The sequence below is a fragment of the Bacillus sp. FJAT-44742 genome, assembly GCF_002797315.1.
GTDB classification, from domain to species: domain Bacteria; phylum Bacillota; class Bacilli; order Bacillales; family Marinococcaceae; genus Thalassorhabdus; species Thalassorhabdus alkalitolerans.
This window is the reverse complement of record NZ_KZ454936.1, coordinates 1654990-1677412: the sequence shown is the minus strand read 5'-3', so window position 1 is coordinate 1677412 and position 22423 is coordinate 1654990. Positions and strand designations below refer to the sequence as shown.

23 protein-coding genes are annotated in these 22423 nt (G+C 40.9%); 19 read left to right on the top strand and 4 right to left on the bottom strand.

Features of this window, described 5'->3' with window-relative positions; genetic code table 11:
- Positions 1 to 25: 25 nt before the first annotated feature.
- The 14 genes from CEF17_RS08290 (at position 26) to CEF17_RS08225 (ending at position 16297) form a co-directional block, all read left to right on the top strand.
- On the top strand, positions 26 to 2347 hold the full coding sequence (locus CEF17_RS08290; protein ID WP_100399124.1) for an AAA family ATPase: 2322 nt from the start codon (positions 26 to 28) through the stop codon (positions 2345 to 2347).
- A gap of 14 nt (positions 2348 to 2361) precedes the next feature.
- Positions 2362 to 2793 (top strand): acyl-CoA thioesterase, encoded by a 432-nt coding sequence (locus CEF17_RS08285; protein ID WP_100399123.1) that lies wholly within the window; start codon positions 2362 to 2364, stop codon positions 2791 to 2793.
- Between the two features lie 53 nt (positions 2794 to 2846).
- Positions 2847 to 3068 (top strand): small acid-soluble spore protein Tlp, encoded by a 222-nt coding sequence (gene tlp / locus CEF17_RS08280; RefSeq protein WP_100399122.1) that lies wholly within the window; start codon positions 2847 to 2849, stop codon positions 3066 to 3068.
- A 190-nt stretch (positions 3069 to 3258) separates the two neighbouring features.
- Complete coding sequence (locus CEF17_RS08275; protein ID WP_100399121.1) at positions 3259 to 3573, top strand: hypothetical protein; 315 nt, start codon at positions 3259 to 3261, stop codon at positions 3571 to 3573.
- A 47-nt stretch (positions 3574 to 3620) separates the two neighbouring features.
- Complete coding sequence (nadE, locus tag CEF17_RS08270) at positions 3621 to 4475, top strand: ammonia-dependent NAD(+) synthetase (protein WP_100400849.1); 855 nt, start codon at positions 3621 to 3623, stop codon at positions 4473 to 4475.
- Positions 4476 to 4685: 210 nt separating this feature from the next.
- Positions 4686 to 5180 carry a DUF4352 domain-containing protein gene (locus CEF17_RS08265; protein WP_100399120.1) on the top strand — a complete coding sequence of 165 codons (495 nt, stop codon included), beginning with the start codon at positions 4686 to 4688 and terminating at the stop codon, positions 5178 to 5180.
- A gap of 26 nt (positions 5181 to 5206) precedes the next feature.
- Positions 5207 to 6076, top strand: a complete 870-nt coding sequence (locus CEF17_RS08260; protein WP_100399119.1) for a PHP domain-containing protein — start codon at positions 5207 to 5209, stop codon at positions 6074 to 6076.
- 482 nt (positions 6077 to 6558) lie between these two features.
- Positions 6559 to 7473, top strand: a complete 915-nt coding sequence (gene metA / locus CEF17_RS08255; protein WP_100399118.1) for a homoserine O-acetyltransferase MetA — start codon at positions 6559 to 6561, stop codon at positions 7471 to 7473.
- Positions 7474 to 7913: 440 nt separating this feature from the next.
- Positions 7914 to 8753 (top strand): alpha/beta fold hydrolase, encoded by an 840-nt coding sequence (locus CEF17_RS08250; RefSeq protein ID WP_232725464.1) that lies wholly within the window; start codon positions 7914 to 7916, stop codon positions 8751 to 8753.
- Between the two features lie 27 nt (positions 8754 to 8780).
- A complete protein-coding gene (locus CEF17_RS08245) occupies positions 8781 to 9395 on the top strand; it encodes a flavin reductase family protein (protein ID WP_100399116.1) in 615 nt (204 codons plus the stop codon).
- A 142-nt stretch (positions 9396 to 9537) separates the two neighbouring features.
- Positions 9538 to 10755 (top strand): EAL domain-containing protein, encoded by a 1218-nt coding sequence (locus tag CEF17_RS08240; RefSeq protein WP_100399115.1) that lies wholly within the window; start codon positions 9538 to 9540, stop codon positions 10753 to 10755.
- Positions 10756 to 10833: 78 nt separating this feature from the next.
- Positions 10834 to 11988, top strand: a complete 1155-nt coding sequence (locus CEF17_RS08235) for an MFS transporter (protein WP_100399114.1) — start codon at positions 10834 to 10836, stop codon at positions 11986 to 11988.
- Between the two features lie 78 nt (positions 11989 to 12066).
- Complete coding sequence (locus tag CEF17_RS08230; protein ID WP_100399113.1) at positions 12067 to 15900, top strand: dynamin family protein; 3834 nt, start codon at positions 12067 to 12069, stop codon at positions 15898 to 15900.
- A gap of 64 nt (positions 15901 to 15964) precedes the next feature.
- Complete coding sequence (locus CEF17_RS08225; RefSeq protein ID WP_100399112.1) at positions 15965 to 16297, top strand: cyclic-phosphate processing receiver domain-containing protein; 333 nt, start codon at positions 15965 to 15967, stop codon at positions 16295 to 16297.
- Positions 16298 to 16803: 506 nt separating this feature from the next.
- On the opposite strand, the gene CEF17_RS08220 is transcribed toward CEF17_RS08225, so the two are convergent.
- Positions 16804 to 17121, bottom strand: coding sequence for a YppG family protein (locus CEF17_RS08220; RefSeq protein WP_157842986.1), 318 nt, complete (start codon positions 17119 to 17121; stop codon positions 16804 to 16806).
- 121 nt (positions 17122 to 17242) lie between these two features.
- Here CEF17_RS08220 and CEF17_RS08215 point away from each other — a divergent pair, with 121 nt between their 5' ends.
- The 5 genes from CEF17_RS08215 (at position 17243) to CEF17_RS08200 (ending at position 20004) form a co-directional block, all read left to right on the top strand.
- Positions 17243 to 18172, top strand: coding sequence for a dipeptidase (locus tag CEF17_RS08215; protein WP_157842985.1), 930 nt, complete (start codon positions 17243 to 17245; stop codon positions 18170 to 18172).
- A 54-nt stretch (positions 18173 to 18226) separates the two neighbouring features.
- A complete protein-coding gene (locus tag CEF17_RS21035; protein ID WP_442857434.1) occupies positions 18227 to 18517 on the top strand; it encodes an iron-sulfur cluster assembly accessory protein in 291 nt (96 codons plus the stop codon).
- Positions 18518 to 18659: 142 nt separating this feature from the next.
- On the top strand, positions 18660 to 18920 hold the full coding sequence (locus tag CEF17_RS08210; RefSeq protein ID WP_100399109.1) for a hypothetical protein: 261 nt from the start codon (positions 18660 to 18662) through the stop codon (positions 18918 to 18920).
- Positions 18921 to 18970: 50 nt separating this feature from the next.
- The gene (locus tag CEF17_RS08205; RefSeq protein WP_100399108.1) at positions 18971 to 19222 is read left to right on the top strand and encodes a hypothetical protein; all 252 of its coding nucleotides are present in this window, start codon (positions 18971 to 18973) and stop codon (positions 19220 to 19222) included.
- Between the two features lie 431 nt (positions 19223 to 19653).
- Complete coding sequence (locus tag CEF17_RS08200; RefSeq protein WP_198508931.1) at positions 19654 to 20004, top strand: hypothetical protein; 351 nt, start codon at positions 19654 to 19656, stop codon at positions 20002 to 20004.
- Positions 20005 to 20200: 196 nt separating this feature from the next.
- Here the strand turns inward: CEF17_RS08200 and CEF17_RS08195 are convergent, their stop codons facing one another.
- The 3 genes from CEF17_RS08195 to CEF17_RS20855 form a co-directional block, all read right to left on the bottom strand.
- Complete coding sequence (locus CEF17_RS08195; protein WP_100399106.1) at positions 20201 to 20785, bottom strand: DNA-3-methyladenine glycosylase; 585 nt, start codon at positions 20783 to 20785, stop codon at positions 20201 to 20203.
- Positions 20786 to 20864: 79 nt separating this feature from the next.
- Positions 20865 to 22085 carry an ISL3 family transposase gene (locus CEF17_RS08190; protein ID WP_100399105.1) on the bottom strand — a complete coding sequence of 407 codons (1221 nt, stop codon included), beginning with the start codon at positions 22083 to 22085 and terminating at the stop codon, positions 20865 to 20867.
- A 188-nt stretch (positions 22086 to 22273) separates the two neighbouring features.
- Entirely contained in the window at positions 22274 to 22396 is a 123-nt protein-coding gene (locus tag CEF17_RS20855; RefSeq protein WP_269758310.1) for a hypothetical protein, read from the bottom strand.
- Positions 22397 to 22423 lie beyond the last annotated feature (27 nt).

The following is a 22423-nucleotide window of genomic DNA, read 5'->3' as shown; positions in this document are numbered from 1 at the left end:
GATCCAGGTAAAGATAGGTGATTGTATGACTCAACAAGAAAAAAATGAAATCATAGATGAAATAAAGGCGTGGGAAAAAGATCTAAGTCTTTTTTCAATGGAGAAAGCCAGGAAATATATTGATATTTTGTCGGGTGGAGAAAATGATGTGGAATCATTTATAGGCGTCTTATACGCTTTCATGTCATATACCCGTTTTAAGCAAGTAAGAAAAATAGATCCCCTTATTCGTGACTGGATGGATAAAGGTGAGAAGCGCAATGAGAACTATCCTTTATTTCTTATAATCAAAGGACAGGATATTCTTTGGAGAGCAGAGCAGACCCTCTTTCCTAACAACCTTCCTTCGATAAGAGAGACAGATCAGAGTTCTGCAAGAAAAAAAACAGCTGAACAGCTATACACCGCTTCCTCTTCCCAGATAGAGGAAATGAAGGCTCAAAGCGAGGCTCTCAAGAGAGCAAAGGTCATGTTTGAGAAAGCGGACATGGAGCAAGAAGCAGATTTTGCAGAAGAAGCGTATCAAATACTGATCAAAGGCTTAGAGCATCTCCGTCTGTTACAGGAATCATCACGGCTCTATCAGGAAACGGCGACCGGCACCTTTTATTCCCCTGAACATGTGAAAGAAATGAAAGATGCGTTGCAGGAGATTAATCATATTTCCAGGGAATGGCAGTTTCATTTTGAAGGGTTCAAAGACACAAAAGAAGATGACAGTCCCCTGCAGGAATTAGATCAGTTAATTGGCCTGCAGGAGGTAAAGGACCGGGTTCATCAGTTGTATTATTATCTCCAATACCAGAAAAGGAGAAAAGAAGAAGGTTTTGTCCTTCAGGATGAATTAAGCTTAAACATGATTTTAACCGGGAATCCTGGCACTGGAAAAACCATGCTTGCCCGCTTGCTCGCCAAAATTTATCATGATGTCGGACTGTTGCCCCGTGAAGAGGTATTAGAAGCGGACCGCTCACATTTAGTTGGCTCTTATGTAGGTCAGACTGAAGAAAAGACTCTTAATTTAATCAAAGAAGCAGTAGGAGGAGTTCTTTTTATAGATGAAGCCTACAGCTTGAAAAGAGAAGGAATGACTGGCAACGATTATGGACAAACCGCTGTTGACACTTTGGTGTCTGCCATTACAAGCAGTGAGTATGCAGGGACGTTTTCTCTTATTCTGGCTGGATATCCTGAAGAAATGAGACAGTTTCTACGTGCTAACCCGGGGCTTCGCAGCCGTTTTCCGGAAAGTAACCACATTCATATTTCTGACTATTCTCTCAAGGAATTGCTTGATATAGGTGATAAGGTTGCGTTAGCAAATGATTATACGATATCTGCTGATGGGAAAAGAACGCTGGAAGAGCGGATTGCAGCTGAGCAGGTAGATGAGTCGTTTGGAAATGCTCGTACAGTCAAGAACATCATCCTTGATGCTATTTTTCAAAAAGGAGCAAAGGCAGGAAAAAAAGAGTCACCTTCCCTGGATGATTATGCCGTGTTAACAAGTGAGGATTTGAAAGATAAGAAAAAGGAACAAGAAAAAGAACGGCAAGCAGGTATAGAGGAGCTAAACGAGCTTGTCGGACTGGATAAAGTAAAAAAAGAAATGAAAAAGCTGGCTTCCTTTGTGCAGGTGCAGCAAGAAAGAAGACAGGCAGGCCTTCCTTCTGCTCCTCTTTCTCTTCACACGATTTTTAATGGAAGACCAGGTACGGGAAAAACAAGTACAGCTGCCATTTACGCAAAGATTTTAAAGGAACTGGGCTTTTTAAAAAGAGGGCATCTCGTTGTCTGCGGACGGAGTGACCTTGTAGCAGGATATGTCGGCCAGACGGCATTAAAAACAAAACAGAAAATCCGTGAATCCCTGGGAGGAGTACTCTTTATAGATGAGGCCTATTCATTACTGCCAAAAGGAGCTGGGGATTTTAGCAGAGAGGCAATTGACACGCTTGTTGAAGAAATGACAAAGCATGAAGAAAATCTGGTGGTCATTTTATCCGGTTACCCAGAACCAATGGAGAATTTACTTGAAAGTAATCCAGGACTGCGCTCCCGTTTTAAAAAGTCTTTTACGTTTCCCGATTATTCAGGCGAAGAGCTGGCTGAAATTACAAAGAAAAAAGCTGGTGAGTATGGATACCGCTTTACCCCGGAAGCGTGGGAGACTTTACTTGAACATCTGGCAGAAAGAACGGTCCCGGGGAATGGCCGGCTGGCACAAGATCTTGCAGAAGAAATGTTTCAGCAGCAAGCGGTCAGGCTGTTGAACCATAATGAGGGTGGGGACTATTCACTTTTGGAAAAAGAGGATGTGACAGAGGCTTTGCACATTAAGTTATAAAAGGAGCTGGAACAATGAAAGCAGCAGCAAACATTGAAGTCAGATATGCAGAAACCGATCAAATGGGAATCGTCCACCACTCTAATTATCTTGTATGGTGTGAGCTTGCACGCACAAAATTGATCAATGAACTTGGCTTTAATTACAAAGAGCTTGAAGAGCAAGGCATACTATCCCCAGTGACAAATGTAAACCTTGATTATAAGGCTCCGTCAACATATGGGGATGTCATCACCGCTGAAACATGGATAGAAGCTTATGATGGTCTGCGGGTGACATACGGTTATAACATAATCAACCAAAAAGGTATTCTCTGTGTTAAGGGAACCACCACTCACGTGTGTATTCGCAAAAATACATTCCGGCCCATCTCTATAAAGAAGCATCTTCCTGACTGGCACGAGAAATATGAAAGGGTTAAGAAACAAGTGAAAGAAAATGTATAACAACCTTCTTCTCATTCCACACTAATGTGGACAAATGAGAAGGAGGAAATGAAATGGCTAAACCTGATGACCGTTCAGATAACGTTGAAAAACTGGAAAAAATGAAGGATAACACCCTTAAGAATATGGAAGCCGCCGAGGAAACGATGAATAACCTTGATTTGAAGGAATCAGACAAAAAAGCAATTGAAGCAAAGAATGCAAGAAGGCAGGAAAGCCTGGGAAATATATATGAAGAAATCGCAGACGAAGAAAGAGATGCGAAACGACGGTAGCAGGAAGGGGCAGCTCCTTAGTAGAGCTGCCTTTTTTTCTTTTATTATAAAAAGAAACATCTGATATCCCTCAACGCCACCCTTACATACCTTTATGAATCCAAAGAAACATTTTCTTCCGTTATAACAGACAAAAATGCCTTCGTATGATATAAAAAAGAGACAGGGAAATTGGAAAAGGAGCTAAATTATGGCCTTTGGAATCAGGCGAGAAGAACTCAATGAATGGAAACGAAAAGCTTCAAATGGAGAAATCGCGTTTATCACTCATTTTTGGTATGATCCAAGATTTCCGGATTGTGATACAGTCACAAAAGTAGGCTGTTCAAATCTGAAAGCACTGATCAGCTGGGGAAAGCAATACGGCCTGAAGGAAGAGTGGATTCATCTTCGAAAGCCATACCCCCATTTTGACCTGTTAGGGGAAAAACAAACCGAAATTTTACAGAAAGAAGGAAAACAGTCCCAATTATTAAAGCTGAAAAAAAGAAACCATGTCCCTTAATGCTTTGGTTTAGTATACTGGGATGTAGGATAAATAATTAGTAAATGATGGTCATTGGAGTGATTAAATTGTCTATTTCACAGCAGCAGATTGTAGAAGCTTTGGAAGTGAAGCCCGATATTGATCCTGTTGAGGAAATTAATAAGAGAAAAGATTTTTTAAAAGCATACGCAAAAAAAGCCCACGTATCTGGATATGTATTGGGGATATCCGGGGGGCAGGATTCTACATTAGCCGGTAAAATAGCACAAATGGCTATTGAGGAATTAAATGAAGAAGAGGACAAAGAATATTCTTTTATTGCCGTTCGTCTGCCATATGGCGAACAGTTCGATGAAGATGATGCACAACAGGCACTAAATTTCATCAGCCCATCAAAGACAATTACTATAAACATTCAACAAGCAGTGGATGCGGCAGAAAATGCTTTTGAACAAGCAGTGGGCCATAAGATGAGTGATTTTAACAAAGGGAATACAAAGGCAAGGGAAAGAATGAAAGCCCAATACGATTTGGCAGCAGAGTTTGGCTGCTTAGTTATCGGGACAGACCATGCAGCTGAAGCTGTTACTGGATTTTATACTAAGTATGGTGACGGGGCTTGTGACGTCGCACCGTTATTTGGTCTGAACAAAAGGCAGGGAAAAGAGCTTTTACGTAAGCTCGATGCTCCGGCACACTTATACGAGAAGGTGCCTACTGCTGATCTAGAAAGCGATAAACCAGGTATTTCAGATGAAGAAGCTCTGGGAGTCACCTATGACGATATTGATAATTTCCTGGAAGGCAAAACGGTAAATGAAGCAGTGAAAGTAAACCTCATTACCAGGTATACTCAAACAGAGCATAAAAGGCAGCTGCCGGTTACCATTCAAGATGATTGGTGGAACGAAGGGAAATAAGCGTGCTATTTGTTTTATTAGAACAAGGTGGCCGTAACGGTCGCCTCCTTTGATGTGAGGTGGAAAACAGAGAACAAGCGCCTATGTGATATAAAATGATGCTAAGCTTTGTTCTATGGAAAAGCAAAGTCTCATATCTTTTCTGTTGAGAAGGGCACCAGGTTTGAACATGTTGGAACAGATTAGGTAGAATGGAGAGAGTGATTTAGCATGACGGTGAAGTATGGGGTATTACTTGGACTTGTTTTATTGCTCGGTTTTTTCTCAGGAGTCTTATTTCAGTCACAGACAACAAGCGGATTAACGGATAACCCCTATGCACAGATTGTGGAGGGGTCTGAACACCTGCTGGAAAAAGGTGAAACGGCAAGAATAGGCGGAATGGATGTGACCGTCCACGAAGCATATGAGACCGAAGAGGAAGGGGAAACCTTTTTGGTTGTTGATGTCTCCTTCTTTAATGCCACGGAAGAAGTAAAAGAAATATCTTTATTCAACACATTGGTCGTAAACGATGAAGGATATACGTATGAGTACCATGACAACTATGACGATAAAAGGCTCATTGGAGGTCAACTCCGGCCTGAAGGGCAAAGAAGAGGGACGTTGGCTTTTAAAGTAGAACCATCTTCCTATTACGAGTTTACCTATACAGACCATATGAGAAAAGGGCAAGTAGCTTGGGCAGTGAAAACTGCTTCGTAAACAAAGCGGAGGTGGACTAGCAATTGATGCAGGCAGACTTACATATGCACTCTACGGCTTCAGATGGGGGCTATTCACCAGCTAAGCTGATGGAAAAGTGCAAAGAGGCAGGAATACACATCGTAGCATTGACAGACCATGATACCACAAATGGGGTAAAAGAAGCGCAGGCGGCAGGGGAACAGCTGGGTCTGACTGTGATTCCCGGCATTGAGCTTTCCACGAAGTGGAAAGGGAAAAGCGTTCACATGCTAGGCTACGGGGTGAATATTGAAGATGCAGCATTTCAAGAAGTGCTGGAAGGACAACGACAAATGAGAAACAAGCGTATGGAAGTTATGCTTGAACGTTTACAGGGTGCTGGAGTTACTTTGCAGGAAGAAGATGTTCTCCGTTATGTGGACGGGGGCAGTGTAGGCCGCCCGCACGTAGCAAAAGCACTGATTGATAGAGGGTACGTGAAAGAAGTCTCAGAGGCATTTGATAAATATTTAGGAGAAGGAAAGCCGGCTTATGTATCGAAGGCAAAAGAATTCACTCCTGAAGAAGCCATATCACTTATTCATCAAGCCGGAGGACTTGCAGTCGTTGCTCATCCTGGGTATTACGGTCTTGATGAAGACATTGAAAAATGGGTGCATCAGAGCGGGCTTGACGGGGTGGAAATTGAACACAGAGATCACGACCCTGAAGAAAGAAAACACTACGAAAAACTGACTTCCAAACTGGAGAAAGAAACAAAGAAGACTCTGCTTCGAACAGGAGGATCAGATTTTCACCATGAAGAATACGGAAGGAAAAAAGAACCTCTCGGTGTAACCACCATTTCTGGCGAAAGAGCTGAAATATTACTTCATGCTATAGAAAAAAGGCATTCCTCTCAAACATCCGGCTGATCCCGGATGTTTCTTTTATAAAAGCCTTGTGAAAGGGCCTCTTATTATAGAGTTATCCTTAGTCAAATAGACTGATTTACTAAAAGAACCCAAGGGAAGCCAATATACCCCCTTTTGGGACCGTGGCCAGGGTGGGGAGCAGGTGTTGCAGCTTTTCTCCAAAAAGAAGAATAGATAAGACAATAGATAGATACGTTATAAAATAGTATAATGAGTCCTGTAAGAGATTTGCGAAAAATTCGGTTTTATGATAATTTTAACAATTACAGAATAACTTTATGAAAGTATGATAGATCAGTTGGAATGGGTAGATACCAATCAAGCTGATCTGTAGAGAAGCAGCTTTTCATTTGACTGGTGAGCTTTCTGGTTTTACCTATTCACCATATGATATAACTTCTGAAAACGAATCGTTCAGGGAGCACTATGAAAGACATAAACAATAAAGATAGCTGAGTATTGAGAGAAAGTAGGAGAGAATTATGCCTATTAAGGTACCCGATCATTTACCCGCAAAGGATATATTATCGAAAGAAAATATATTTATAATGAATGAAAGCAGGGCTTATACTCAGGATATTCGCCCACTTAAAATACTGATTTTAAACTTAATGCCAATAAAAGAAACGACAGAAACACAATTGCTCAGGCTTTTGGGGAATACCCCTCTTCAATTGGATGTTTCATTGCTTCATCCTCATACACACAGATCCAAAAATACACCAATTGAGCATCTCGCCTCTTTTTATAAAACCTTTGATGAAATCCGTGAAAGAAAATTTGACGGAATGATTATAACCGGAGCGCCTATAGAGAAGCTCCCTTTTGAAGATGTTACTTATTGGGAAGAGTTAAAGAGCATCTTAGAATGGAGCAAGTCAAATGTCACTTCCACCCTTCATATTTGCTGGGGGGCGCAGGCAGGCATGTATTATCATTATGGGGTTCCTAAACATGAACTTCCTGTTAAGCAGTTTGGTATTTATGAACATTTTGTTGAAAAGCCGAATGAAAGCTTAATGAGAGGATTTGATGATGTTTTCTATGTCCCTCATTCCAGATATACTGGTACTAGACGTGAAGATGTAGACAAGGTTCCTGAGCTTCAGGTGCTGTCTGAATCTCCTGAAGCCGGCGTTTATATCGTGGCTTCAAAAGACGGGAAACAGATTTTTGTGACAGGCCACAGTGAATATGATACCTGTACACTTCAGGATGAATATGAACGGGATTACAACCGGGGAGTTAAGACAGCGGAGCCAGAGAATTATTACCCGGAAAACAACAGGAAGGCAAGGCCTCAGCTTAGATGGAGAGCCCATTCTAATCTTTTGTTTTCAAATTGGCTCAACTATTACGTATACCAGCAGACACCATACGACCTTCGTTCGTATTAAGACGGTGACAAGACAGTATCAGTCCCCTCCACACAATTAGATTTTTATTACGCAGCCATTGGCTGGTTTGAGTTTCGGATTGAACGAGACTTAAACCAGCCTATTTACTTTTACTTGCTCTTTAATTGATTTGGATGCTTTTTGCGCTTCAACTCTCAGTAGGCAGAAGGGAGGTTCCTCCTCCTGGATCTCTTGATCATTACCTCAAAGAAAGAAAGAAGTGGTCCATTGCTGCGTGATCCGTCCCTATTGATTTATTTCTTGGCCTTTGGACAGTGGGTCTGCATCCCAAACATGAAATTGGTTTTTATTACAGCCGCACTTTTTGAATCGTGGAAAAGAAAAAAAAATACATGGAAACATTGCTTGTGTAAATCATATAAAGGAGATGACAGTGGACGAAGAAAAGGAAGGGTGCTATGGAGGGCAAGTATATAAAAGTGAACAATGTATCTGTATATGTTGAAGAATACATGCCAAAAAGCTATGGAAGAGATACTCCTGACGTATGTTTAATCCACGGCCTCGTGTCTTCCGTTCACAGCTTTAAGCCTGTTATCCCGAAGCTTGCTGAATTTGCACGTGTGATTGCACTGGATCTTCCCGGCTTTGGCAAAAGTGAAAAAGGAACCGGGTACCTTTATTCATATGAAAATTATGCAGCTACCATCGCTGAATTAATGGAAATCCTCTCTGTGAAAAAAATAACAGCGGTGGGACACTCGATGGGAGGACAAATCTGCCTCTACCTGGCTAAGTATTATCCAGACCTTATTTCGGAGCTGGTGCTTATGGCTCCTTCCAGTTATGTAGGACGGTCTTCAATTAGGCTGCGCCTGGCTACTTATCTGCCTCTTGCCCCCTTATGCGCCCGCTTTCTTATTAACCGTTCAGATTTACGAAATATTTTTAAAAGTGTAGTGTATGATGAAAAGCATGCGGACGATGAAAGCTATCAAATATATGTGACCCCTTTTAAGGACAAGGCCTTCTACCAGTCCCTCATTGGTTTAATACGCCATCGTGAAGGGGATTTGAAAGATGAAGACCTTTACGGTATTGCTCATCACACTCTGCTTCTATGGGGGGAGAATGATCAAGTAGTTCCTTTATCTATAGGTGAACGTCTATCTACCCAACTGTCTCAGGCAAGTTTTATTACTTATCCCAAAACAGGACATCTCCTCCCAAAAGAGCAGCCAGAAAAAACTCTGACTGAGATGATAAATTTTTTAGAAGAGAGAGGACGTTTTCAGAGGTTGCCTAAGAAAGAAATCTAGAATACGATGAGAGGAGAGGTGAGAAAGATGAACATTGATGCAAAAAAATTATCCAGGAAAGAAAATTATAAGCTGTTAATCTCCAGTATTCTCCCGCGGCCTATAGCATTTATTACAACCGAGGGAAAGGATGGGACCATTAATGCCGCTCCTTTCAGCTTTTTTAATGTTATTACAGCGGAACCTCCATTAGTCGGTGTGTCAGTTGGACGAAAACCTGATGGTGCATTTAAAGATACTGCGAGAAACATTCTTGAAGCAAATAATCAGTTTGTCATCCATGTGGTAGATGAAACCTTAATCGAACAAGTTAACCAAAGTGCAGCCAATTATCCAGCACATGTCAGCGAGGTAGAAGAAACAGGATTGACATTAATAAAAAGCGAAAAAGTAACGGTTCCTGTGATTAAAGAAGCAAAAGTGGCGTTGGAATGTACCCTCCATCAACATATGGAGCTCGGAGGAAAACAAGATGACCCCCGTTGTGATTTTATTATTGGAGAAGTGGTTTCCTACCGGGTAAGTGATTCTCTCTATAAAGAAGGACATATTCAAACGGAATTGCTGGCTCCTGTCAGCAGGCTTGGTGGGGTGGACTATGGACTGCTTGGAGAGATTATATCCAAGCCGCGGCCAACCTAATAAAAGCGGGCTCATCTTCTATTGAGCCGGCTTTTTGTATGAGAAAGGTTTACATAGAATGCTCCTGATTTTTTATAATAAGATGAGCCATGATATAATAAACATGGAGAGATGTGGTAACGGATAGAAAAGGTGATAAAAAATGGATGCATTAGATATCGTTTTACATAAAGACAAGGCTCTTCCTTATTTTCAGCCTGTGATAGGAGCCGATAAACAGGATGTCATTGGTTATGAAGTAGTCGGCAGGTTCAAAAATGAAGAAGAAATCATCAGTTTAGGCTCTTTTTTCCAAGATCAGTCGGTTCCTGAAGAGTATAGGCTGGACATGGATGAATATATTCAGGATCAGGCCATTCAGAAATATATTGACGAGGAGCAGGATGGGAATCTTTTTTTAAATGTGGATGCCAACCTGTTAGTGGGAGATGGGGCCGACAAATTTATTTCCAGGCTTAGAGCACGAGAGGAAAATGAGGATTTTGATATGACCAGGGTTGTCCTCATCATTACTGAACATGACTTTCATGGTGAGGTGTCTCATCTTAAATATTTTATTCAATATGTGCAAAGTGTCGGAATAAAAGTGGCGATTGATGATGTGGAAAAAAGCGGCACCCACCTGGACCGCATTGCTTATTTGCGTCCGAATATTATTAAGGTGAATATGGACCTCATTGATGATGGATCCTTTCCTGATGTCTACCGGGAAGTTCTTCACTCGTTATCCATGCTTTCAAGAAAGATAGGTGCTGCTCTCTTGTTTAAGAGAATCAGCACATTTAACCAGTTAAACTATGCCTGGCGTCACGGGGCTCGTTATTATCAAGGTTCATATTTGGAAAAAGACCTTTCTGACTTCGTTGATCCATTTAAATATAAAGAAAGCCTTAAAAAGGATTTCCACCACTTTCTTGATTTTGAAAGAAAAAAAATTAAGGCTCAGCTTACTTTGAGTGAAAAATTAAACATACGTCTTCAAGAAGCACTGCATGATCTTAAAGATCAAAAGGATTATGATCATCTTGCCCAAGTCGTAGCAAAGCGACTTGATGATCTTTGTTTTCGGGTATATATATGTAATGAAGATGGATTTCAGCAATCTGGAAATGCTGTGAAAGTAGAAGGAACATGGGAGTATCATCCGGAAGATAAATCAAAAAACTGGAGCTGGCGCCCTTACTTTCTGGAAAATATTATTCGTATGAATTATGAAGGGAGAGGCTTTTTGTCTGATTTGTATACAGACATCCATAAGGATGAACTAATCAGAACATATTCTTCTCCAATTAATGAGCAGATGTATGTCTTCATTGACATCCCTTATTCCTACTTATTTGAACAAGACTTTTTATTGTAAGATTGCACCCACCCCCTTAATGGGGGTCTTTATTTTCTACAGCGTTTTTGGCCACAGATTGAAAAGGAGAGAAAAACTATGCGCAGGCAGACACTTCCCCTTATGGGCTACTTGTTTTTTGCTTACTCAGCCCTAACCGTCTTGGTCAGTTATCTTCCTGTATACTTTCAAAATGAAGGCTGGTCACAAAGTCAAATCGGCTGGTTGATTGCTATCGGGCCCCTGGCAGCTGTGTTTGCCCAGCCTTTCTGGGGGTACATGAGCGACAAGTGGAAAACGATCAAGAAAATACTTATAATCTGCCTTAGTTCAGGGGCCGTAGTCAGCGTCTTCTTTTTTCAGATAACTGAATTCTATGCTCTGTTCATTTTTGGCTTTATGCTCTTTATTTTTGTTGCGCCAACTACGGCTCTTGGAGACAGCTTGACTCAGAAAACAGCCATGCAGCAGGGCTTGAGCTTCGGGCGAATACGTATGTGGGGTTCTCTTGGATTCGCCATTACCTCACTGGTCAGTGGTTTCTTTTTAGAGCGTGTGGGGGTCTCTTATTTATACGTTCCCTTTTTGCTTTTTACTCTTCTTGCCCTCTCAATGGCATGGCTGGTCACAGATGCTAAGCCTGCGAATAAACCGGTTACTATCGTTCATGCTCTTCAGTTTGGAGTGAAACCAAGAGTACTGTTTTTTCTGGGAATGATTTTTTTTATTTCGGTAGGACACCGGGCAAATGACAGTTTTTTAGGGTTGTTTATCGTAGAACTTGGCGGAGCGGAGTCTTTGATTGGAATGGCGTGGTTTGTGGGGGTTGTTTCTGAAGCAGTCGTCTTTTTTCTTTCTTACTTATGGTTCCGCAGATTTCACCCGCTCTTTTTTATTTTAATTGCTGGTTTGCTGTATGCCTTTCGCTGGTTTATGATGGCAGGAATAGATGATCCAAGTCATGTTCTTTGGCTTCAGGTTCTTCACGGTATTACTTTTGGAGGGATGTATTTTTCAGCTCTTCAGTATATCTCTAAGCTAGTGCCGGAAGAACTACAGGCTACAGGGCATTTACTTTTTATTACTACATTTTTTGGATTGTCAGGTGTTATAGGATCGCTAGGCGGGGGATGGATGATGGAACATTACGGAGGAGAAGGACTGTATACTCTCCTTGGCGTTTTTGCGGTTACCGGCGTCCTCTTCCTTTTCCTTTATTCGTTGCGTCTTAAAATTGCATTAAGAGAAACCTAGAGTATAAAGTGGACTGACAATTTTTTATTCGTTACACTTAAATAAGGAACCCTAGACCGATATTGCAGGTGATAGGAAATGAGAACATGGAAGTCTGCTCTGTTGTCAAAACAGGAAGTTCAAACTTTGCTGAAGCAAAAAAGCTTTAACAAGCAAATGCTCCAGGAAATAGGGGAGGAACTTGCTGAACAATGGAAAGCCGTCGGGGATACTGAAAACTCCAAAAAAGCAGAACGACTCCTTTTAAAGATGAAGGAGAATAAATGGAAAGTAGCCTTTTGTGGGCACTTTTCTGCAGGAAAGTCGACAATGATTAATCATCTTCTAGGAAAAGATCTTCTGCCTTCACATCCTATCCCGACAAGTGCAAATATTGTTGAAATTAAAAAAGGGGATTATGAGGCAAGGGTTACATTTAAAGAAAAATCTCCTGTCTTGTTAGAAGACCCAACTGATCTTCAGGCCATAAAGGAGTATTGCAAAGATGGTGATGAGGTTACGGAAGTCTCTATTGCTACTCCGACAACCAGCATTCCTGAAAATGTCATCATTATGGATACACCAGGAATTGATTCCACAGATAAAGCTCATCGCCTGGCAGCGGAAGCAAAGCTTGATGAAGCAGATTTAATCCTGTATTTGATGGATTATCACCATGTTGAATCGGCAGAGAATATGGCATTTATCAAAGAGTTGAATGAACGGTATATGTACCCTGTAGCAGTGATTAGTCAAATCGACAAACATAATGAAGCAGAACTTTCTTTTAAATCCTTTAAAAAAAAGGTCGCAAGTACGTTAGCAAGACAATCACTTGTCACAAGTGGCACGTTTTTTTTATCTTCCTTTTCACCTGAGCTGGAAATAAATGAATGGAAGCTTTTACAGGAAGAGCTGTCATCCAGAGTGGAAAATAAGGAAAAAGATATTACTCAAACGGCAGCTTTAGGCTTTTATCGATTATTAGAAAAACATATAGCCTGGGAACAATCCAAAGCAGAAGAAAAGGAAGGGTTGACCTTTACATGGGAAAAAGGCGTTTCTTCCTATTCGCTTAATATAGAGCTTGAAAAAATGGAGGAAAAAATGAAAGCTCTTCCTTTATTGGAGGACGAAATGGAAAGGGAGCTGTTAAGGGCCTTTGACCATATTTTTTCTAATGCAAAGCTGACTCCCTATCACACTCGGAATGCTGCGCGAAGCTATCTTGAATCACGACAGGGAAGCTTTAAAGTGCGAGGCCTTTTTTCAAGGAGAAAGACAAAAAGTGAACAAAAGGAACGTCTGGAGGCTTTGACTCATTCCTTACAGGAAAATGTAAGGGCTTATATTGAGATCCATCTTAAGCAAAAATTACAGGACCTTCTTCGTGTGTACAGGATAGACGATATTGACATTGAACAGGAGATCCAAAACATTGATGTTCCAATAACCTCTGAAGTCATTCGCAAAGCAGAACGAAAAGGTGCTTTATTTACTCAGGATTATGTGCTGACCTACTGCAGATTGTTAGTATCAGAAGTCCGTTTACTATTTAAAGAAGCTCTTCACCCGGTCATTGGGAGAATGAAGCAGAACCTTGAAGAGCAAAAGAAAAAAGAACAGGAGTCATTAAAGCGACAAATAGTGGTTACAGAAGAAAAGCGGAGAATGGCAGCGAAAGCAGAAGAATATCAAACAGCTTGGAGGAAGAGGATTACAAGCTACATTGACCGTGTATCAGATATTATTGAGGAAGCCACTGAAGAAGAGAAACCATCTGAGTCAGCATTTAAAATAAATGCAAAAGAAAAAAGAAAAGGTTTTTCCGTCAATATAGGGAGCATGGCAGAGCATGATGGTTCACGCTCTCGTCTTTCTGAGACATCTGGTAATCTCGGTGAACAAGTCCGATGGATAGAAGAAGGAGCAGGCATAATATCTGCCTTTGAAGGCCTGACATTGATAAGAAAAAGACTTCTAGAACGCCTTGAAAGGCTTAAAGAGGATTTATTTCAAGTGGCACTGTTTGGGGCCTTCAGTGCTGGAAAATCGTCCTTTGCCAATACCCTTCTTGGCGGTGAGTATCTCCCGGTGTCGCCTAATCCAACCACAGCCAGCATAAACCATATCAGGTCTCCTGATGATAAAAATAAAAATGGCACAGTACTCATTATGTATAAATCAGAAAAAGATTTGCTAAACGATCTTAATGATATTCTAGTATTTAGTGAAACTGCCGTGAGTTCCATTTCTGAGTTTCTGTCTTTGTGGCAAAAACGAGATATGATGCTGCAGAGAGGGAAGCAGCAGGCGGAGATAGAGAAAGATGAGCGCAACGAGAAAGAGGAAGAGAAATGGGAAGATCCTTTTACCTATTTAGACGGTGACTGGTTCGAGCAGCTTTCCCTCTTTGCTCAAAGCTATGAAACCTATAAAGAAAATTTGGGCAAGGAGAAAAAAACAGACCTTGGCACATTTCAAAAAGCAGCGGCTCAGGAAGAACACGCCATGTATATAGCCGAAACCTATTTCTATCTTTCATGCCCTCTCACAAACAGCGGGGTGACTCTAACTGATACACCAGGAGCAAGCTCTGTTTATCAAAGGCATACGGCTACGGCTTTTGAATATATGAAAAATGCAGACGCTCTGTTATTTTTAACCTACTATAATCATGCTTTTTCAAAAGCTGATGAGGAGTTTCTTATTCAATTAGGAAGAATAAAGGAATTTTTCCGTTACGACAAAATGTTCTTTATCGTGAATGCAAGTGATCTTGCCTCAAGTGAAGAAGAACTTACGTCTGTATTAAAGCATGTAGAAGATGAGCTCATAACTTTTGGAATTCGACGCCCGAGAATACTGCCGGTTTCAAGTAAAAGCGGGCTGTTGGGAGTCAAAGCAAAGTCAGGGGAGTTAAGTTCAGCCGAGGAAAAATGGCTTAATGCTCATTATCCTTCTGTTGCTAAAGAGCAACTTCTTCACTATGCCGGCATAGAAGACTTTTGGCATCAATTCCACGGGTTCAGGCATCAGGTCATGAATGAAACTCTTATCAAAGAATGCTGGGATGATATAAAGTTTGCCAAAGAGAGCCTTTTACGTCTTAGAGGAGAAGCTTTTGAAACAATAAAGCAAAAGAAAGAAACCCTGCTCACTTACCAGAAGAAATCAGAGGAAACAATAGAGAAAATAAGAAACATGGAGACCGATGTATATGAAAAGCAACTTGCTCAAGAAATAGAGGAACTTTTGTTTTATGTGAAACAGAGGGTGTTTTATCGGTACTTTGATGAATTTAAAAAAACATTTACACCTCTTCAGTTTTCTGACGAAGAAGATTTTAAAAGACGACTCAGGCAGCTGGTCAACGAGTTCTTACGTTTCTTTTCACATGATTTAACACAAGAAATCAGGGCAACGTACATCCGCCTGGAACGCTTTCTAAATGAACAAATAAAAAAAGCCGAAGCCCATATTGAGAAAATAGGTGAAAGAATTGAGCCGATGCTTTCAGGTGGGGACACAAAGGCAGAGATCCCTACTTATCCTGTAGCAAAGGGACTTACGGTAGATGGAAAAACAGTACTCTCCCTTTATGAAGGATATACGAGCTCCTACGAGTTTTTTATTGAAAAAGGAAATGTGGAATTTAAAGACAAGCTTGAAATTGCTCTTCGTCCGTGGGTCGATGACTTCATTGAAGACTGGAAAAAGACAATGATCAAAGAGCTCCTTCCTTTTTTACAAGGGAAAATCCAGGGTATCAAAGATGAAAAAATAAAGGAATTAGATTTCATGGCTAACGATAAAGTGAAACAGCTGGACAAGCCTGTTCAGACAATAAACATAGAGGACGCCATTGAGAAGCTTACTGTCATCCAAAATAGAGAATTGGATGCGGGTGTTGTTAGTGATGGCAGATTGTGATACGGTGAAAGAAGTAGATGGAAACCCTTGCTAACGGAAATCTGCTTTATAAGGATATGGTTACTTGAATAAGAGACTAAATGTTTTTTTAGATGATGTACGTCAATGTCCAGAGGAGCATGTGTTAGCGAAAACGGCGGATGACTGTATTGAGCTTATAAGGGAAGGAAATCCAATCACTCACCTTTCACTTGACCATGACTTGGGAAGTAAGGAGAAAAACGGATTCGCAGTAGTAATGCATATGATTGAACAAGGTGTGTATGCACAACGAATTACGATTCATTCAGCTAACGCGAGTGAAGGAAAAAAAATGTACAAGCGACTTTTGGAGGCCCAGAGTGACGGCAATATGCCCCGTGAGATAAAAGTGGTTCACAGGCCTTTACCGTTATAGATTATATTTTTAAAGTGAGTTGCTTATAGAGCAATTCACTTTTTTAATAAGAAAAAGATAGCAGAGCAATCGTTTTTTACGGAAAAGCAAAGGGTATGATAAAAAGCATTGCTGTAATAATAGAAAGGTGAGGTGAAAGCATGCGTATTACAGATAGAGGACAAAAAGCGGTCTTTGAGAGCATTGTCACTACGCAAGCTTCTATTTATCTTACGGGAAAAGAAACTCATGGCTGACAAGGCACAATTGAGTACGAACTTGTCCTGGAAGGTCAAGAGCAGAACAATGAGGAAGCAGAGTCTATCAATATCACCATTGATGAGAGATTTGCAAATAGGGTAGGACCTGATCCTGTTCTCGATAAGCATCCTTCCTTAGGATGGATGTTGAAAAACAAAAATGAAACCGTTGCGTATGGTATTCCATTGACAAAAAATAAAGAAAGCAAGGAATAAATCCTTGCTTTCTTTTCTATTATCGTTATACATAGGATAGCATTATAACGGTTATGATCTTTTAATAAATAACTCGGACATTTGTCTGACAAGAGGCTGTACCTGGTGAACAGTCTGCATTACTGTATTCATTGTAGTCATTGTTTTTTGCAGGTCAAGGTTTCCTTGATCATTTACAAACCCGTTCATCACCGCAGATAATGGAGAGTTTCTTCTATGACCTCCATGATGCGGAGCTCCTCCCGGGTAAGGATAGGGCTGTTGCATTGCATATGGATGATACTGCCCTCTTGGCGTATGAGGGGAGGAATAAGGATGGTGAGGTTGAACAGGGAATGGTGGTTCTGCATAAGGAAGTTTACGATTCATTTTTTTCACTCCTCTGAACTTGATGGCTGCCAATATCACTGGCGTCTGTTTTAGTTTATGTTTGTAACCTTCTAGTAGGGTGGGCATATACCCGATACTTTTGGATAAAGGAGGAGATGTCTTGTTCATCTCTGATACTCACAGTGATCCCCTATGGAAAATGTGGAAAACGAAAGATCGTAACTTTTCCAAAAGTCCTGCTTTGTCCGTTTCAGCTGAACGTCTTGTACAAGGAGGCGTGAACGCCCAGGTGTTCGCACTGTTTGTGCCTGTTGCACCTGCCGAGCATAGCCGTTTTTCTATTCTGCTTGCACAGATGGATTTGTTTTATGAAGAAGTGATTACTCACCCGTGCATCATATGGGAGCCAGGACAGCCGTTACATGAGAGAAAAGGAAAAACTCAGGTAATTCTTGCCCTTGAAGGAGCAGGTTATATAGGAGAAGATCCTGTATTATGGAGGCTGCTTAAACGTTGGGGGGTGGAGATGGCAAGCCTGACCTGGAACGAAGCAAATGAACTAGGGGACGGTGTCCTTGAAGAAAGAGGAGCCGGATTAAGCTCAAAAGGAAAACAAGTCGTAACGTTACACAAGGAGCTCGGGATCGTAACGGATATTTCCCACCTGAATGAACATGGTTTTTGGGATGTGGTTGAGCACGGAGGTACCCTGATTGCAAGTCATTCTAATTCCTCGTTTGTCTGTGCACATAAACGTAATTTAACAGATCAGCAGATCCGGGCACTGATTCAGAAAAACAGTTTTATCGGACTTACTTTTTATCCTCCGTTTATTACAGAAAAGAAAATAGCTTTAGTGGATGACTTGGCAAGCCATATTGATCACATTGGCAGCTTAGGGGGGATTGAGCGCGTTGGCTTCGGATCAGATTTTGATGGAATTGACCAGACGATTCAAGGCCTGTCATCCCCTGCTGATTATGATGCGTTGATAAATTGGCTTCTTAAGCGTTATGATGAAAATATTGTAAGAGGAATAGCCGGGGAAAATTTTGCCCGTTTTTGGAGAGACACCCGGAGGTTTTTTTAGTTTTCAAAATGGAAATATTAATCTACAATAGGGTAGTGAAAAGAGGTGAGATGAATGGAAATTACTAATGAAGCTAAATCATTTATCCAAGATGTAATGAAAGAACATTCTATGTCTAACATTCGTGTTGTATTTGCCGGAATGGGCTGAGGAGGTCCAAAATTTGGGCTGGCTCTGGATGAGCCACAGGACTCGGATGTTGTGAAGGAGATTAACGGATTAAACGTAGCCATTGAAGAGCAGATTGTCTCTCACGTGGATACGGTGACATTGGATGTAGAGGCTGATATGTCAGGAAATAAGTCACTGACTATGAAAAATAGTGCTGGCTCTGACTGTTGTTAGTCTTTAAGAAGGAAGCCTGGTTTCTTTTATAAGAAGCCAGGCTTTTTATATTGCAATAGAGGAAATTTTTGAATAATTAATGGTGAAAAGAGGTAAGGGAAAGTAAGGAACTATACGTATAAATTAGAAAGGGGGAGTACTGATGAGTCGTAAATCGAAAGAGCTGAAAATCTTTCTTTTTGATGAAATGGTGCAAAAAGATAATCGCCTCGCAAGCGCTTTAGAAGAAGAAGGTAAAAAAGAGGGATTTAAACAAGAGGATATAAGGGAGGTACTCAATGATCTCGAGCAAAAAGGAAGTATTACCTTTGCCGAGCAAGAAAACCCCCTGCATCCTGACAAGCATCCAGAGGATGTTATTGTCATTCAGGACGATAACGTTTTCAGGGATTTCCTGCGTTAAAATCAGGGATAACAAAGGTTCAGGACGGTCTTTAACAGGAGGTATAAGCCATGGATGTTCAGAAGGAACAATATTTGCGGGAAGCGTACAAGCTGTATAAAGAAGGAAAGAACAAAAAAGGAACGTTGCAGGCAAACTCAATGACAATGGAAGACAAAAGGGACTTCCATTTTGAAAAAGGCTATATTGAAGAGCTTGAAAGGGAAGGTCTGCTACGTATTGAAACAAATAAAGACGACCGGATAGAATATACCATTACGGAAAAGGGGTACCAATTTGTGAATGAAAACCTGTTACAATAGCTGAAACATAAAAGAGGATCATACCAAAATAACACGTTCTTTTTAGTGGGAGATATAGAAAAAATAACGTAATAAAAAGGTAACCGAATTAACTGTGAATTGGTTACCTTTTTTTATCAAAATAACAACACATAAATGATAATTGGTGGGTGAAATCTATGGAAATCCGCTTACTAAATAGCAGGATGACAAAAATTAATTCGAATCTGATCTTTATTTGCTAATAACCTCTGAGTTAAAAGGGGGGAATGGAGGGATCGATTTGCACTGAAAACCAAAAAAAAATTTATACATTCTTACCCTTTATTCTCTATGGTAATTGCCTCTATACATAAGCAAGCCTTTCTTTCAAAGCACCATCTTTGTTTTTATAAAATTCGAAAAGTATCATAGGAGAAAAGGGGGCTATAGCATGAGGTTCTAATATTCTTTTGTTGTTCCTTGTTATTTTTTTGATGGCTGGTTGTACAAGGGAAGAACAATCCCAAGAAAATTTCATCAATAGTTTTAGAGCAGAGGAAGCAGGAACTTATCATGTGTATCTTTTTCATGATGATGGGGTAGAATCAGAGAATTTAATAGCAGAGTTTAACGTGAGATTTAGTATTCAGGAGCATACACAAGTAAGAGAAGCAGGAACCGTAGATTCTACGTTAAACGATATAAATTATGAAGAGTTTTTGGATAAAGAACTCCCACAAATAACTGTATTTGACGATTCGGACTTGTTGTTTATTGATAACAACGTGGATAGTTTTATTGAGTTTTTAAATGAAAACTGACCAACGTTTTATTTAGTAATAGGGACCCTTTATGGAGATATTTCAAAAAAACTGTATACCAAAAAAGGAATGAGATGATTTTTCCTTGAAGCCAACCCCACAAAATATAAGAAAGTGGGGTTGTTTTAGGAGACAGGTTAATTAAAGGTGAAAAAATATATGAAGAATTCAAATATTGGACCAGTGTATCTCCATTCTATCGAGAGACAAATGGATTTCCGGTCACCCAAAATCTCCAGGGATAGTCCTTCGCTTCTCCAGAGTTATCAATTCCGATTCTTGGCCCCTGAGAAATGTTTTCCTCGTTTCGCCCCTCAGCAATATAAAGGGGCGGCTGATGAAAGGGGTGACCGTAATCGTCCTTAATAATGCCGAAAGCCTTTGTCAATTTTCCAGGGCCATTTGTCAGATCCTTTTCCTTTTTATCACCTCGACGTTCATACATTAATTCTATCCCAAGGAATGGTTCTACTGCCCGTATCAGTACAGCTTCTGGTTTACCGGGCTCACCACTTACAACGTTCACTAAACAGTGAGTGTGCATCACATACGTGTACACATAGCCAGGAGGACCAAACATGACCTCTGTACGTTTTGTCCTTCTATTATTAAAGCTGTGTGCCGCCCGGTCTTCAGGACCCATATACGCTTCGGTTTCTACGATATAACCGGCTGTAACGCCTTCTTTTGTTTCTTTTATAAGAATGTGCCCTAAAAGCGATTTGGCAAGTGTGAGGGTGGATTTTTGATAAAAGTCCACTGGCAAGGGGGAAAACAGCATCAAGCATCTTCCTTCTCTATTGGTGTTTATTTTGGTTCTAAGTCAAATGTTGGGGTGGGAGCTTTTTGCTCCTGCCCCTTTATCCTACTTGAATGGTCTTTCCTTTTACCTGATGATGTAATAGGACTCTCATACGCAGACGGTCGTAACGCTTAAAACCAAACGCATTTCGTTTGATTACCTTGGTTTGGTTGTTTAATCCTTCGATTGGCCCGTTGGTATACCCAAACGTAAAACTGTTTAGGATTTCCATTTGCCAATTTTGGAGGGTTTGAACCACCTTTATAAATTCTTTCATGCCAGAAGCCTTTACCTCACGGTAAAAAGCATAGAGTCCTTCTTTTATGATCCTCCCATTGGAAGAACCAACAGCTTTCGCTTGATCAAACCAGCCCCGAAACATTTCTTTCAGCCGGTAGGCGCTCCGTAACTCCTCGGATAAACCCAAGTATCTCTCCAAATACCAGTGCTGCTTCTCGCTCAGAGCTTCGTACCGTTTGTTAAACACGTGTTTCATTCGTTTACATTTCTTTCGATCATACTCATGAAAGTCTTTCTGCACTCTTCTTCTCACACGATCCAAAGCCCAAAAGACATACCGGCAAAAGTGAAAACGGTCCGCGATGATCACAGGGTTTCCTAAGGCTTTCTGTACGGCAGATTTGAAGGGATAACTCATATCCATCACCACCATTTCCACCTTGTTTCCTTTTTGGCGTAAATACTGTTTCACCGTCTCCACCTTACGGTCAGGAAGAATATCCAAAGGTTCAGCGGTCTTCCCATTGGCAATGATGACCTGAAACTTCCCTTGATCGGTATCTCCTTTATATTCATCGATCGCAATGACTTCAGGAAGTTCTGTGACTTCTCGAAACATGGGAGAAGAAATGGCATCAAATCGCCTCATGGCAGTAGAAGCAGACGTTCGAAACTGTTGCGCTGTATCCTTGAAGTTTTTCCCCTGAATGATGCGCAGCCCAAACGCTTGATTCCATTCCACGCTGTGACGCTGATATCGTTGGACAAAGCGAGTGGACTCGGCAAACCGTTTCCCGCAGGAACAGGCGTAACGACGCTTTCGATAAAATACATACGTGTTTCTCTCAAACATCTTCAAGTGCTGTACTTTTTGAGTGCGGTAATCATGAACACGTTTCGTCCGCTTTCCACAATCGGGGCAGCGTTGGGCTTTTCGTTCCATCTCCACGTGGAGATGGAACGAATCCCCTATCGTTTCTGTTTTCTTTATGATCATTTCTTCAAACCCGGGAATATTCATGATAAAATGCATGTACACGCAACTCCTATCCTTATTCTTGTTTCTCGACAATTCAAGTGTAAAGGATATCGGAGCTTGCGTGTTTTTTAATAGCTAATTTTTCTAAAACCCCAACAAATAGTGTAGAGCCTTTATTTTATCAGGGTAACATAGGGTGGATACAAAACAAGAAACGGAACCTTTTTGGTTCCGCCTGTTTATTAGTGCTATTCATTTTCTTCAAGGTCGCCTGGTATATCTTCTTCCTCATCGGCGGGCGGCTGGTCACCACATGCCCCTAAAAATACGAGCATTGAGGATATTGACAATAGCATTCCAAGTTTTTTCATCTTTATACCTCCCTTATTTCCCGTCTT

Bases quoted from the DNA above. Each gene is read 5' to 3' on its own strand.
- CEF17_RS08265 (WP_100399120.1), top strand. From the start codon at position 4,686: ATGACGGTGAAGTATGGGGTATTACTTGGACTTGTTTTATTGCTCGGT.
- metA (WP_100399118.1), top strand. From the start codon at position 6,559: ATGCCTATTAAGGTACCCGATCATTTACCCGCAAAGGATATATTATCG.
- nadE (WP_100400849.1), top strand. From the start codon at position 3,621: ATGGTCATTGGAGTGATTAAATTGTCTATTTCACAGCAGCAGATTGTA.
- tlp (WP_100399122.1), top strand. From the start codon at position 2,847: ATGGCTAAACCTGATGACCGTTCAGATAACGTTGAAAAACTGGAAAAA.
- CEF17_RS08235 (WP_100399114.1), top strand. From the start codon at position 10,834: ATGCGCAGGCAGACACTTCCCCTTATGGGCTACTTGTTTTTTGCTTAC.
- CEF17_RS08210 (WP_100399109.1), top strand. From the start codon at position 18,660: ATGAGTCGTAAATCGAAAGAGCTGAAAATCTTTCTTTTTGATGAAATG.
- CEF17_RS08240 (WP_100399115.1), top strand. From the start codon at position 9,538: ATGGATGCATTAGATATCGTTTTACATAAAGACAAGGCTCTTCCTTAT.
- CEF17_RS08285 (WP_100399123.1), top strand. From the start codon at position 2,362: ATGAAAGCAGCAGCAAACATTGAAGTCAGATATGCAGAAACCGATCAA.
- CEF17_RS08230 (WP_100399113.1), top strand. From the start codon at position 12,067: ATGAGAACATGGAAGTCTGCTCTGTTGTCAAAACAGGAAGTTCAAACT.
- CEF17_RS08205 (WP_100399108.1), top strand. From the start codon at position 18,971: ATGGATGTTCAGAAGGAACAATATTTGCGGGAAGCGTACAAGCTGTAT.
- CEF17_RS08245 (WP_100399116.1), top strand. From the start codon at position 8,781: ATGAACATTGATGCAAAAAAATTATCCAGGAAAGAAAATTATAAGCTG.
- CEF17_RS08290 (WP_100399124.1), top strand. From the start codon at position 26: ATGACTCAACAAGAAAAAAATGAAATCATAGATGAAATAAAGGCGTGG.
- CEF17_RS20855 (WP_269758310.1), bottom strand. From the start codon at position 22,396: ATGAAAAAACTTGGAATGCTATTGTCAATATCCTCAATGCTCGTATTT.
- CEF17_RS08220 (WP_157842986.1), bottom strand. From the start codon at position 17,121: ATGAATCGTAAACTTCCTTATGCAGAACCACCATTCCCTGTTCAACCT.
- CEF17_RS08260 (WP_100399119.1), top strand. From the start codon at position 5,207: ATGCAGGCAGACTTACATATGCACTCTACGGCTTCAGATGGGGGCTAT.
- CEF17_RS08195 (WP_100399106.1), bottom strand. From the start codon at position 20,785: ATGCTGTTTTCCCCCTTGCCAGTGGACTTTTATCAAAAATCCACCCTC.
- CEF17_RS08275 (WP_100399121.1), top strand. From the start codon at position 3,259: ATGGCCTTTGGAATCAGGCGAGAAGAACTCAATGAATGGAAACGAAAA.